We start from the raw sequence: 11,636 nt of genomic DNA, 5'->3' as shown, positions 1-11,636 counted from the left end.
ACTCATCGGTATGAGTGAACGAACTTTTCGCGAACCTTGGCTCGCAATTCAAAAGTGCTGAGCTATTCTTGAACAGGTCCTTACACACCCAAGGGGCATCACATGAATGTGTCCAGTAGAACCGTTTTGATATTGAATATCCTTTCCGCTACCGGTTTAGTGTTGATTCTTGCCGACAGATTCCATTGGTTCTGACACGAATCAAGGCAGTGGCATAACCCTTTGCCCCGAATAATGCGATTTTTACCGCATTTTTTTGGTAGACTGGAACAATAAACTGACAAGGAAGAGGTTATGCCAACAAAACGCTTTGCCGCGAAGCACTGGAAAATGGTGGTCGTATTAATTGCAATCTGCGGTGCAATGTTGTTATTGCGCTGGGCTGCAATGATATGGGGTTAGTGTTAACGCATTGCAAGGAAAAGTAATAAGACATCAAACCTTGAAAAATCTTTGAATATCTTTACAGCATTGATGTGATGAAAACCGGTACATCACAATCCGGTTTTTTATGGTGAGGTTTAAAACCGAAACACGTATCAGGACCACTCACCGGCTACCAGTGTATGCACGTCAAACGCATCATTCATTGACTGACCGGTAGACTGTGACGCTGGGGCGATGTTTGAACCCGCTTCAACATCAGAGGCGGTGCTAATACCAGTGTGATCGGCAGCGAATACGCCAAAAGAGAGTGCCGAAAGCACCATTGCTGCTGCAGCAGTTTTGCTTTTTTTCATCATGATTCTTCTCATACTTAATTAGAGCATAAAGACCTAAGGCTGAATTTTGCCTGTAGTGACAGTGTAGATCTGGATCACACTTTTGCATAGTCAGTTTATTTATCAATTCGTGTCAAATAATCTGAATATTCGGGGAATGGTGTAATTATGAAGAAAGTATGGAGATATTTTCGGACCAATTATTTTAAAACGCCGTTTAATATAAATCAGCACAATTTCTAAAAATTAAAAAAGGGCCGAAATAATGTCGGCCCATTTAGATTACATTTTATAACCCAAAGAAATTGTCGTCCTGCGGTCGGTATGATCAGGCGCAGTTTCAGGCGGTGCTGAGTTCCAGGTCACGTTGTACGCTACCTTTAACCCAAAGTGTTCATTGATGGCCACATTCAGCGCCGTCTCGGAGTTCAGCGTCGTATCATCAGCACCGAATACCGAAACACCCTGCGTGAATTTGGTGTTGTCGGTCATCTGCCAGGCGTAAGTACCCGACGCATAGCCCAGCGGTTGGGTTTTGGTATCACCGTCGGTGTATTCGTCATAACGTACGCCGGGACCGAATTCAAAACGCAGGCTGTGTACCGGTCCGTTCAGGAACTGGCGACCATAACCAGCAGTGAAGACATCACGCTGCCGGTAGCCGTTATAGCGGTCGGTTAGCCAGCTTGCCTGACCGAACAGGTAATCATAATCGGTCATATTGTAACGACTACGCCCGCCTACGGCGTATTTCTCTGACGATCGCTCGTCATTCGCTGAGGTGTTGCTGGCATTCCCCCACAGTGACCAGGCGGTGGTGTTGCCATACCACGTCAAGGTGCTGTCTGCGGTCAGGGAAGAGCTTTTCGTGTTGCCGGATTGCGCCAGATACCCTGCGTTCAGGTTACCTTCAAAAGGTTTTTGCGCTGTGGAGGGATCGTCCATGACAGTAAAAACGGTATCATCGGCGATTGCATTCATTGACGCAAACACGCCACCCACCAGCATCATTGCAGCGGGTACTGTCTTCAAAAGCTTCATTTTATTAAGGAGTCCATACAACAAAAAAAGAGACCATCACGGTCTCGGAAACTTTCTTGAGGATCAATGACAAGGCGTCCAGAGAAAGGTAACAAATTATAAAAAGCCGCAAATAACATAGCAATGTTTTCTTATTTCATTTTTTGAATAAGAACGATCCCAAAACGACTTTTATTTTATAAAAACAATCCCGTCCTTTTGTCAGCATTCATATTTAAAATCATACTGTTATTTACGTTGCCTTCTTGCCGATTGGTGCCAGGCTTAAAGGAACCCATGCAAAAAGGAGGTTATGATGGTTCCTGTCTACACGCTGACACTCTCCCCTTCTCTCGATTCCGCTACCTTAACCGCACAGATTTACCCGGAAGGTAAACTACGCTGTAGCGCCCCGGTGTTTGAACCCGGTGGTGGCGGTATCAACGTCGCACGCGCAATTACCCACCTCGGAGGCAAAGCGACGGCGATTTTTCCTGCCGGTGGTGCCACTGGTGAACATCTGGTGTCTCTGCTGGCCGATGAACAGGTTGCCGTGCAGACCGTCGAGGCCAGCGACTGGACGCGTCAGAACCTGCACGTTCACGTTGAGTCCAGCGGCGAGCAGTACCGTTTTGTTATGCCGGGGGCAAAATTGAGTGATGATGAGTTTCGTCAGCTTGAGGAGAAGGTTCTGACAATTGAAAGGGGTGCTTTGCTGGTGATCAGCGGCAGCCTGCCGCCGGGCGTGAGCACAGAGAAACTCACAGCATTAATTCGTGCGGCCCAGCAACGGGGCATCCGGTGCATTGTCGACAGTTCCGGCGAGGCGTTAAAAGCCGCCCTGGAGCCGGGCAACCTTGAGCTGGTCAAACCCAATCAGAAAGAGCTAAGCGCGCTCGTGAATCGTGAACTCACCCAGCCGGATGACGTCCGTAACGCTGCGCAAGAGCTAATACGCAGCGGCAAGGCATTGCGCGTGGTGGTTTCCCTTGGCCCTCAGGGTGCGCTGGCCGTGGATGGAACGGGCTATGTGCAGGTTGTGCCACCCCCCATGAAAAGCCAGAGCACCGTTGGCGCAGGCGACAGTATGGTGGGGGCGATGACGCTGAAGCTGGCGCAGGGTGCGTCGCTGCTGGAGATGACGCGCTACGGCGTTGCAGCAGGTAGCGCTGCAACCATCAATCAGGGAACGCGGCTTTGTTCGCTGCCTGACACCGAAAAAATTGTTGATTATCTGTCCCAAAATTAACCGCCCCCTCTCTCTTCCGGAGAGAGGGAAAGACGAGCCATAGTCGCCAAAAACGTACTATCGACTATGCTAAGAAAACTTTCATGATAACAACGAGGTGAACTATGAGCAGTGGCGACATCACCCGCTACGTCATTACCGTCAACATTCATGAAGCGTCACTGACCGAGCTCAATGAACTCAACAACGCTTTTACACGGGCAAATTTTCTGCTCACCCTCACGGACGACGAGGGCAATATTCATGATTTAGGCACGCTGACATTTGGCCTGATAAGCGCCCTCAGCGACGAGGAAGTTCACGCCCTGGCAAGCAGTCTGGCCGAGAGTGTGACCGACAAGGACGCGGATATTGAGGTAGATACCTGGGAAAGCTGGCGAAAAAAAGAACAATAAATGCGTTGTATGAATTTAAACCGCTCAGGTGTGCGTTAGTTCGTATTTTTTAACAGCCGTTTTGCGCTAACTTTATGATCTGGCAGACAACATGGGAGAGATATCATGTGGCAGGCTATCAGTCATCTTTTAAGCGAGCAATTAGGTGAAGGTGAAATTGAACTGCGTAATGAACTGCCTGGCGGTGAGATCCACGCCGCGTGGCATTTACGCTACGCGGGGCGCGACCTTTTCGTTAAATGCGATGAACGTGAACTTCTCCCCATCTTCACTGCCGAGGCCGATCAGTTAGATCTGCTGTCGCGCAGCAAAACGGTCACCGTCCCGCACGTCTGGGCCGTGGGCAGTGACCGCGACTACAGCTTTTTGGTCATGGAATATCTCCCCGCTCGCCCACTGGATGCCCATAACGCGTTTATTCTTGGACAGCAGCTAGCACGATTGCACCAGTGGAGCGATCAACCGCAGTTTGGACTCGATTTCGACAACGATCTCTCCACCACACCACAGCCGAACGCCTGGCAACGCCGCTGGTCGATCTTCTTTGCAGAGCAACGTATTGGCTGGCAGCTGGAACTGGCGGCAGAGAAAGGGCTGGAATTTGGCAACATTGATGCCATTGTCGAACACGTGCAGCAGCGTCTTGCCGCGCATCAGCCTCAGGCTTCACTGTTGCACGGAGATTTGTGGTCAGATAACTGTGCGCTGGGTCCGAACGGCCCTTATATCTTCGACCCTGCCTGTTACTGGGGTGACAGAGAGTGCGACCTCGCCATGCTGCCACTGCATCCTGAACAGCTGCCGCAGATTTATGACGGATACCAGTCGGTCTCGCCGTTGCCGCCTGACTTCCTCGACCGCCAGCCGGTGTATCAACTTTATACCCTGTTGAATCGGGCAATTCTGTTTGGCGGTCAACATCTGGTGAATGCGCAGCGCGCACTGGAGCGGGTACTGGCGGCGTAGCGGGCGGTCATGCACCACCCGCTGTGGCTCTAGATAAAACCGAGCAGAGAGAAAAAGAAATAACCGGCCACGATGATGACTACCGGTAATACATAGAGCGGGAAAATCTGCAGGAAAATCGTGTGACGCGGAACAACAATGCGGGATTCGATTTGCTCGCGGCTCATTCCGTCCGGCCCTTTCGCCTGCTCAAGAATGAGCTGGTCTTCCACACCTTCGCGTAAAAAACGCGTCTGGCGACTCATGCGCGCGCCTGATGCCTGCAATGCCATCGCGATAAAAATCAGCGCGTAAATCACCCAAAAGCCAACATTCGCCTGTTGATGAAAATTCGGTGTCGGTGAGTTAAACCAGAAAAAGTTTAAGAACGGGGTGTTAAAACGCATCATTTCAATCATCACATGCGCGAAATCCAGCATTACCGCATTGATACCCGGCTGCTTTTCGCTGTGATCGTACATAAATTTGAGTACGGAAATCAGTGTGGAAATCACAGCCGGAATAAAAATGGCCCAACCGGCAATACGTTTTAAGACAGCGATGCGTCCAGCTTGTTGATACGTCATTCGTTCCCCTTCAAAAAGACGCGGTATTTTTGCCTAAGTCTACCTGCTGCCCATCATTTTCGCCCGTTCTTTAAAAGCATTATGCTAAATTGCAGATTGTGCTTAGCACGTATCGTCTGTCGAACACCTGAGATAAGGAGACGTTGTGATGTCGACACCGCGCCAAATACTTGCCGCCATTTTTGACATGGACGGATTGCTGATTGACTCCGAACCGCTGTGGGATCGGGCTGAACTGGATGTGATGGCGAGCCTCGGCGTCGATATCAGCCGCCGGAACGAACTTCCCGATACGCTGGGACTTCGCATTGATATGGTTGTAGACCTCTGGTATGCCCACCAGCCATGGGTTGGCCCCGGTCGTGACGAAGTCACCGCGCGTATTATTAACCGCGCCATTACGCTGGTTGAAGAGCAGAAGCCCCTGCTTCCGGGCGTACGTGATGCGATCGCCCTGTGCAAGGCGCAAGGATTGAAGGTCGGGCTGGCCTCCGCCTCGCCGCTGCATATGCTGGAAAAAGTGCTGTCCCTGTTCGAACTGCGCGACAGCTTCGACGCGCTGGCCTCAGCCGAGAAACTGCCCTACAGCAAGCCGCACCCTCAGGTCTATATGGACTGCGCAGCAAAACTGGGTCTGGATCCGCTCACCTGCGTGGCGCTGGAAGATTCCGTTAACGGCATGGTGGCCTCCAAAGCCGCACGCATGCGCTCCATCGTTGTGCCTGCCGAAGAAGGCCGCCACGATCCCCGCTTTGCCCTGGCGGATGTGAAACTGGCCTCGCTGGAAGACCTTACGGTTGCCCATCTGCGCGGCGAGTGACCTTCTCTTTCAGGCAGCCCTTCGCTGCCTGAAATAAAAATAAAACATCGTTTCATTTAATTGCATTTCCCGCTTTCACCTCCTATTCTTACCTTCAGAATGACAATAACCTTACTTCTGAGGCGCGTATGATACTGGAGTCCTTCACTCTTGCAGGAAAAGTGGCCATCGTCACGGGATGCGATACCGGGCTGGGACAGGGCATGGCCGTGGCGCTTGCACAAGCCGGATGCGATATTGTTGGCGTGAACCGTAAAGTTCCCGACGAAACGGCCGCGCGCATCACCGCTCTCGGGCGTCGATTTATGGCGATTCGGGCCGATCTCGGTCAACAAGAGAGCATTCAGCGCGTAGTGGATAGCGCTGTCGCCGAAATGGGACGCGTCGATATTCTGGTGAATAACGCCGGGACCATACGTCGGGAAGATGCCCTGGCATTCAGTGAAAAAGACTGGGACGACGTTGTTAACCTGAATCTCAAATCGGTTTTTTTCCTCTCTCAGGCGGTGGCCAAACAGTTTATCCAGCAGGGTCAGGGTGGGAAAATCATCAATATTGCCTCGATGCTTTCATTCCAGGGGGGGATCCGCGTGCCTTCTTACACCGCGTCTAAAAGCGGTGTTCTGGGTATCACGCGCCTGCTCGCCAACGAATGGGCTACGCATGGCATCAACGTGAACGCCATTGCGCCGGGTTATATGGCGACCAATAACACGCAGCAGTTGCGCGATGATGAACAGCGTAGCCAGGCGATCCTGGAGCGTATCCCGGCCGGGCGCTGGGGATTGCCGGAGGATTTGCAAGGTCCGGTTGTTTTCCTTGCCTCTGCTGCATCGGATTATGTCAACGGTCACACCCTGGCCGTAGACGGTGGCTGGCTTGCGCGCTGACGCCGCTTTGTGACAAAGAGTTACACCGTCACCTCTTCCGCACACTGTATAAAAACCCTATACTGTATGAATTGACAGTTTGTTGGGTTTTATCATGACGGCGGAAGGCCACCTGCTTTTTTCAATTGCATGCGCAGTGTTTGCCAAAAACGCTGAACTGACCCCTGTGCTGGCACAGGGTGACTGGTGGCATATCGTCCCTTCCGCCGTATTAACCTGCCTCCTGCCGGACATCGATCACCCCAAGTCGTTTCTTGGACAACGGTTGAAGTGGATCGCCAAACCCATTGCCAGAGCCTTTGGCCATCGTGGGTTTACCCACAGCCTGCTGGCCGTATTTGCCCTGCTTACCCTGTTCTATTTAAAAGTGCCTGAAAGCTGGATAGTGCCGGCAGATGCCATACAGGGGATGGTGCTGGGTTATTTAAGCCATATTCTTGCCGATATGCTGACGCCTGCCGGTGTCCCCCTCCTGTGGCCCTGCCGGTGGCGTTTCCGTTTTCCCATTCTCGCCCCGCAAAAAGGCAATCAGCTGGAGCGCGTTTTGTGCATGGCACTCTTCGCCTACGCCGTCTGGATGCCGCAGACGTTGCCCGAAAATGGTGCAGTTCGCTGGTCATCGCAGATGATCAATTCGCTGCAATTTCAGTTCAATCGTTTCATTCATCACCAGATTGAACAGTAAACAAACAAAATAATCCCGTTTGTCATAAACCATTCCATTTGGATATAAGCGCTGCATCACACTTCTGCTAACCTTGCGCCATCAGGATCGGTAAAAACCGACCGTATAATAAATCAGGAGAACGGGGATGAATTTTCCACTCATCGCGAACATTATTGTGTTCGTTGTATTGCTATTGCTTCTCGCGCAGGCGCGCCACAAACAGTGGAGCCTGGCGAAAAAAGTGCTGGTCGGTCTGGTCATGGGTGTGGCCTTTGGTCTGGCATTACACGCTGTTTACGGCTCCGATAACCCGGTACTGAAAGATTCCATTCAATGGTTCAACATTGTCGGTAACGGCTACGTGCAGCTGCTGCAGATGATTGTGATGCCGCTGGTATTCGCGTCTATTCTGAGCGCCGTTGCGCGTCTGCATAATGCGACTCAGCTGGGGAAAATCAGCTTCCTGACTATCGGTACGCTGCTGTTCACCACGCTGATTGCCGCGCTGGTGGGCGTGCTGGTGACCAACCTGTTTGGCCTGACCGCTGAAGGCCTGGTCCAGGGTACGGCTGAAACCGCGCGTCTGACGGCGATTCAAACCAACTATGTTGGCAAAGTGGCCGACCTGACGGTTCCGCAGATGGTGCTCTCCTTTATTCCTAAAAACCCGTTTGCTGACCTGACCGGTGCAAGCCCAACCTCCATCATCAGCGTGGTGATCTTCGCCGCGTTCCTGGGTGTGGCTGCGTTGAAGCTGCTGAAAGACGATGCGCCAAAAGGTGAACGCGTGCTGACCGCTATCGATACCCTGCAGAGCTGGGTAATGAAGCTGGTCCGTCTGGTCATGCAGCTGACGCCTTACGGCGTGCTGGCACTGATGACCAAAGTGGTTGCGGGATCAAACCTGCAGGACATCATCAAGCTGGGCAGTTTTGTCGTCGCCTCTTACCTGGGTCTGGGCATCATGTTTGTGGTGCACGGCATCCTGCTGGGCGTTAACGGCGTCAGCCCGCTGAAATACTTCCGTAAAGTGTGGCCAGTGCTGACCTTCGCGTTTACCAGCCGTTCCAGTGCAGCGTCTATTCCGCTGAACGTGGAAGCACAAACGCGTCGCCTGGGCGTTCCTGAGTCCATCGCCAGCTTCTCTGCTTCCTTTGGTGCCACCATTGGACAGAACGGCTGTGCGGGTCTGTACCCGGCAATGCTGGCCGTAATGGTCGCGCCGACTGTGGGTATCAACCCGCTGGATCCGGTGTGGATTGCCACCCTGGTGGGCATTGTTACCGTGAGTTCCGCAGGGGTTGCGGGTGTCGGTGGTGGTGCAACCTTCGCCGCACTGATTGTGCTGCCTGCGCTGGGTCTGCCTGTGACGCTGGTTGCGCTGCTGATCTCCGTTGAGCCGCTGATTGACATGGGACGTACCGCGCTGAACGTGAGTGGCTCCATGACCGCCGGTACGCTAACCAGCCAGTGGCTGAAGCAGACCGACAAAGCGATTCTGGAAAGTGAAGACGACGCTGAACTGGCGCACCGTTAATCACTGTTGAAATAAAAAAACCGCCTGATGGCGGTTTTTTTATGGCTGTTATTCTTCAACCTCTTCATCCTGGCGGATCTGCATCGCCCACCGTTGCGCTGACTCCGGCACCGTAAAGGTGGGTGAGCGGCGAAAATGTTCGCCGATCAGCACAAAGGCCACGTATTTACCCCGTAACTGCCAGACGTCGCGAAAACCATCCACTTTCAGGGCATGGTCAGGCGGCGCGGGCTCAACGCGGGGTACATAGCTAATAACCTGGCGGTTTTGTTGACGAAGAGGTTTCATAAGCGACGGGTTCACTAAAGCAAATTCTTGAAGCAGGAAAATTCTATGATAGCCGATCCGACTACCTTCCGTCGCGCTCCGAGTGGGTGAGATGGCTCCTTTCGTTAATGACGGCATGTGAAAACTCTTAGTTGGCGAGCCATCTCACGACATTGTTCTATCCTTAATAGGGTTTTTAGCAATGGATAAAGGAGAAACGTGCAATGTCGAACAAAGATAAAACACATCAATCACCGATTCATGGCACTGAAGAATCGCAACCGGGTATGGACTCTCTCGCTCCTGCTGACGGCTCTCACCGCCCCTCACCGGGCCCTTCCGCGCCTGGCGAGCAGCCTACCGCACCGGGAAGCATGAAATCGCCGGATACGGGGAACGAGAAGCTGGAATCGCTTGAGCCACACCGTAAAGGTAGCGAAGGTTTTGCGCTCACGACCAATCAGGGCGTGCGTATTGCTGACGATCAGAACTCCCTTCGCGCAGGCACGCGTGGGCCGACCCTGCTGGAAGATTTCATCCTGCGCGAAAAGATTACCCATTTTGACCACGAGCGCATACCGGAACGCATCGTTCACGCGCGCGGCTCGGCGGCGCACGGATACTTCCAGCCCTATAAAAGCCTGAAAGACATTACCAAAGCGGATTTCCTCTCCGACCCGGATAAAATTACCCCGGTGTTTGTACGCTTTTCTACCGTGCAGGGTGGCGCTGGCTCGGCCGACACGGTGCGCGATATCCGCGGTTTTGCCACCAAATTTTACACCGAAGAAGGTATTTTCGATCTGGTTGGCAACAATACCCCGGTGTTTTTCATTCAGGATGCGCATAAATTTCCTGACTTTGTCCATGCGGTAAAACCGGAGCCCCACTGGGCCATACCGCAGGGACAAAGTGCGCACGACACCTTCTGGGACTACGTCTCGCTACAGCCAGAAACATTGCACAACGTGATGTGGGCAATGTCAGACCGCGGCATTCCGCGCAGCTATCGCACCATGGAAGGGTTTGGCATCCACACCTTCCGCCTGATTAACGCGGAAGGCAAAGCCACTTTCGTGCGCTTCCACTGGAAACCTGTTGCGGGTAAAGCGTCGCTGGTGTGGGATGAAGCGCAGAAGCTGACCGGGCGCGATCCGGACTTCCATCGCCGCGAGCTGTGGGAATCCATCGAAGCCGGAGACTTCCCGGAATACGAACTGGGGTTACAGCTGATTCCGGAAGAGGACGAGTTCAAATTTGATTTCGACCTGCTTGATCCGACTAAACTCATTCCTGAGGAACTGGTGCCGGTTCAGCTGGTGGGGAAAATGGTGCTCAACCGTAATCCGGATAATTTCTTTGCCGAGAATGAACAGGCCGCCTTCCACCCGGGCCATATTGTCCCCGGTCTGGATTTCACCAACGACCCGCTATTACAGGGTCGTCTGTTCTCTTACACCGACACGCAGATTAGCCGTCTCGGCGGGCCGAACTTCCACGAAATCCCCATTAACCGCCCTACCTGCCCGTATCACAATTTCCAGCGCGACGGGATGCATCGCCAGGATATCGACACCAACCCGGCGAACTACGAACCGAACTCGATCAACGATAACTGGCCGCGTGAAACACCACCGGGCCCGAAACGTGGCGGGTTTGAGTCGTATCAGGAACGCGTCGAGGGGACCAAAATTCGCGAACGCAGCCCATCCTTCGGTGAGTATTACGCCCATCCTCGCCTGTTCTGGAACAGCCAGACCCCGATTGAGCAGCAGCATATCATCGGCGGCTTCAGCTTTGAGCTGAGCAAGGTGGTGCGTACCTACATCCGCGAGCGCGTGGTCGATCAGCTGGCGCGAATCGATATCCAGCTGGCGCAGAGCGTCGCCGATAACCTTGGTATTACCCTGACCGATGAGCAACGTAATGCAGCGCCACCGAAAGACGTTAACGGGCTGAAAAAGGATCCGTCTCTGAGCCTGTACGCCGTACCGGGCGGATCGATTAAGGGCCGCGTGGTCGCCATTCTGCTGAACGATAAAACCCGCGCCAGCGACGTGCTGGGGATTATGCAGGCGCTGAAAACCCAGGGCGTGCATGCGAAACTGCTTTATTCCCGTATGGGCGAAGTGACCGCCGATGATGGCTCCGTGCTGCCGGTGGCGGCGACCTTTGCCGGGGCGCCTTCGCTGACCGTCGATGCGGTGATTGTGCCGTGCGGGGACATTGACAGCCTGCTGACCAACGGTGACGCCGTGTATTATCTGCTGGAAGCCTATAAGCACCTGAAACCGATCGCCCTGGCAGGCGACGCGCGACAGTTTAAGGCGCAGTTGAAGGTGGCCGATCAGGGTGAGGACGGCATTGTCGAGGGCGATAACGTTGACGATGCCTTTATGACGAAGCTGTTTGATTTACTCGCTGCGCACCGCGTCTGGTCGCGCAGCAGTAAGATCGATCAGATTCCGGCGTAAAAAAAGCCGGGTGGCGCTTGCGCTTACCCGGCCTACATTTCGATTGGTTTTGTAGGCCCGGTA

At 53.3% G+C, this 11,636-nt stretch carries 14 protein-coding genes; 10 read left to right on the top strand and 4 right to left on the bottom strand.

Features of this window, described 5'->3' with window-relative positions; genetic code table 11:
* Window positions 1–102: 102 nt before the first annotated feature.
* A complete protein-coding gene (gene yncL, locus ACTJJA_RS05155; RefSeq protein ID WP_440666533.1) occupies window positions 103–195 on the top strand; it encodes a stress response membrane protein YncL in 93 nt (30 codons plus the stop codon).
* 99 nt (window positions 196–294) lie between these two features.
* Window positions 295–402: a small membrane protein YniD gene (yniD, locus tag ACTJJA_RS05150; protein ID WP_010426102.1), complete on the top strand. Its 108-nt coding sequence runs from the start codon at window positions 295–297 to the stop codon at window positions 400–402.
* A gap of 137 nt (window positions 403–539) precedes the next feature.
* Here yniD and ACTJJA_RS05145 read toward each other — a convergent pair whose 3' ends face one another.
* Together ACTJJA_RS05145 and ACTJJA_RS05140 are read right to left on the bottom strand one after the other, a co-directional pair.
* The gene (locus ACTJJA_RS05145) at window positions 540–740 is read right to left on the bottom strand and encodes a hypothetical protein (protein ID WP_440666578.1); all 201 of its coding nucleotides are present in this window, start codon (window positions 738–740) and stop codon (window positions 540–542) included.
* 264 nt (window positions 741–1,004) lie between these two features.
* Window positions 1,005–1,763: a DUF481 domain-containing protein gene (locus ACTJJA_RS05140; protein ID WP_010430164.1), complete on the bottom strand. Its 759-nt coding sequence runs from the start codon at window positions 1,761–1,763 to the stop codon at window positions 1,005–1,007.
* A 295-nt stretch (window positions 1,764–2,058) separates the two neighbouring features.
* Here ACTJJA_RS05140 and pfkB point away from each other — a divergent pair, with 295 nt between their 5' ends.
* From pfkB to ACTJJA_RS05125, 3 genes are all read left to right on the top strand, one after another.
* Window positions 2,059–2,991 carry a 6-phosphofructokinase II gene (pfkB, locus tag ACTJJA_RS05135; protein ID WP_010426105.1) on the top strand — a complete coding sequence of 311 codons (933 nt, stop codon included), beginning with the start codon at window positions 2,059–2,061 and terminating at the stop codon, window positions 2,989–2,991.
* 104 nt (window positions 2,992–3,095) lie between these two features.
* Entirely contained in the window at window positions 3,096–3,386 is a 291-nt protein-coding gene (gene ghoS, locus ACTJJA_RS05130; protein ID WP_108416807.1) for a type V toxin-antitoxin system endoribonuclease antitoxin GhoS, read from the top strand.
* Window positions 3,387–3,491: 105 nt separating this feature from the next.
* A complete protein-coding gene (locus tag ACTJJA_RS05125) occupies window positions 3,492–4,352 on the top strand; it encodes a fructosamine kinase family protein (protein ID WP_010430160.1) in 861 nt (286 codons plus the stop codon).
* Between the two features lie 29 nt (window positions 4,353–4,381).
* Here the strand turns inward: ACTJJA_RS05125 and ACTJJA_RS05120 are convergent, their stop codons facing one another.
* Window positions 4,382–4,918 (bottom strand): YniB family protein, encoded by a 537-nt coding sequence (locus ACTJJA_RS05120; protein WP_010426111.1) that lies wholly within the window; start codon window positions 4,916–4,918, stop codon window positions 4,382–4,384.
* Between the two features lie 148 nt (window positions 4,919–5,066).
* Here ACTJJA_RS05120 and hxpB point away from each other — a divergent pair, with 148 nt between their 5' ends.
* The 4 genes from hxpB (at window position 5,067) to tcyP (ending at window position 8,832) form a co-directional block, all read left to right on the top strand.
* The gene (gene hxpB / locus ACTJJA_RS05115; RefSeq protein WP_108416806.1) at window positions 5,067–5,738 is read left to right on the top strand and encodes a hexitol phosphatase HxpB; all 672 of its coding nucleotides are present in this window, start codon (window positions 5,067–5,069) and stop codon (window positions 5,736–5,738) included.
* Window positions 5,739–5,866: 128 nt separating this feature from the next.
* Window positions 5,867–6,628 (top strand): 2-dehydro-3-deoxy-D-gluconate 5-dehydrogenase KduD, encoded by a 762-nt coding sequence (gene kduD, locus ACTJJA_RS05110; protein WP_042714490.1) that lies wholly within the window; start codon window positions 5,867–5,869, stop codon window positions 6,626–6,628.
* 94 nt (window positions 6,629–6,722) lie between these two features.
* On the top strand, window positions 6,723–7,313 hold the full coding sequence (locus ACTJJA_RS05105) for a metal-dependent hydrolase (RefSeq protein ID WP_010426116.1): 591 nt from the start codon (window positions 6,723–6,725) through the stop codon (window positions 7,311–7,313).
* Window positions 7,314–7,440: 127 nt separating this feature from the next.
* On the top strand, window positions 7,441–8,832 hold the full coding sequence (gene tcyP / locus ACTJJA_RS05100; RefSeq protein ID WP_216356951.1) for an L-cystine transporter: 1,392 nt from the start codon (window positions 7,441–7,443) through the stop codon (window positions 8,830–8,832).
* A 48-nt stretch (window positions 8,833–8,880) separates the two neighbouring features.
* On the opposite strand, the gene cedA is transcribed toward tcyP, so the two are convergent.
* Complete coding sequence (gene cedA / locus ACTJJA_RS05095) at window positions 8,881–9,156, bottom strand: cell division activator CedA (protein WP_256350567.1); 276 nt, start codon at window positions 9,154–9,156, stop codon at window positions 8,881–8,883.
* A gap of 167 nt (window positions 9,157–9,323) precedes the next feature.
* On the opposite strand from cedA, the gene katE reads away from it, so the two are divergent.
* Entirely contained in the window at window positions 9,324–11,573 is a 2,250-nt protein-coding gene (katE, locus tag ACTJJA_RS05090; RefSeq protein WP_108416804.1) for a catalase HPII, read from the top strand.
* The last annotated feature ends 63 nt before the right edge of the window (window positions 11,574–11,636 follow it).

The sequence above is a fragment of the Enterobacter sp. 22452 genome, from assembly GCF_052045065.1.
In the GTDB taxonomy this organism is placed as follows: domain Bacteria; phylum Pseudomonadota; class Gammaproteobacteria; order Enterobacterales; family Enterobacteriaceae; genus Enterobacter; species Enterobacter mori.
The sequence above is the reverse complement of the archived record's forward strand: the minus strand, read 5'-3'. Positions and strand labels throughout refer to the sequence as shown.

Bases quoted from the DNA above. Each gene is read 5' to 3' on its own strand.
- yncL (WP_440666533.1), top strand. From the start codon at position 103: ATGAATGTGTCCAGTAGAACCGTTTTGATATTGAATATCCTTTCCGCT.
- yniD (WP_010426102.1), top strand. From the start codon at position 295: ATGCCAACAAAACGCTTTGCCGCGAAGCACTGGAAAATGGTGGTCGTA.
- ACTJJA_RS05145 (WP_440666578.1), bottom strand. From the start codon at position 740: ATGAAAAAAAGCAAAACTGCTGCAGCAGCAATGGTGCTTTCGGCACTC.
- ACTJJA_RS05140 (WP_010430164.1), bottom strand. From the start codon at position 1,763: ATGAAGCTTTTGAAGACAGTACCCGCTGCAATGATGCTGGTGGGTGGC.
- pfkB (WP_010426105.1), top strand. From the start codon at position 2,059: ATGGTTCCTGTCTACACGCTGACACTCTCCCCTTCTCTCGATTCCGCT.
- ghoS (WP_108416807.1), top strand. From the start codon at position 3,096: ATGAGCAGTGGCGACATCACCCGCTACGTCATTACCGTCAACATTCAT.
- ACTJJA_RS05125 (WP_010430160.1), top strand. From the start codon at position 3,492: ATGTGGCAGGCTATCAGTCATCTTTTAAGCGAGCAATTAGGTGAAGGT.
- ACTJJA_RS05120 (WP_010426111.1), bottom strand. From the start codon at position 4,918: ATGACGTATCAACAAGCTGGACGCATCGCTGTCTTAAAACGTATTGCC.
- hxpB (WP_108416806.1), top strand. From the start codon at position 5,067: ATGTCGACACCGCGCCAAATACTTGCCGCCATTTTTGACATGGACGGA.
- kduD (WP_042714490.1), top strand. From the start codon at position 5,867: ATGATACTGGAGTCCTTCACTCTTGCAGGAAAAGTGGCCATCGTCACG.
- ACTJJA_RS05105 (WP_010426116.1), top strand. From the start codon at position 6,723: ATGACGGCGGAAGGCCACCTGCTTTTTTCAATTGCATGCGCAGTGTTT.
- tcyP (WP_216356951.1), top strand. From the start codon at position 7,441: ATGAATTTTCCACTCATCGCGAACATTATTGTGTTCGTTGTATTGCTA.
- katE (WP_108416804.1), top strand. From the start codon at position 9,324: ATGTCGAACAAAGATAAAACACATCAATCACCGATTCATGGCACTGAA.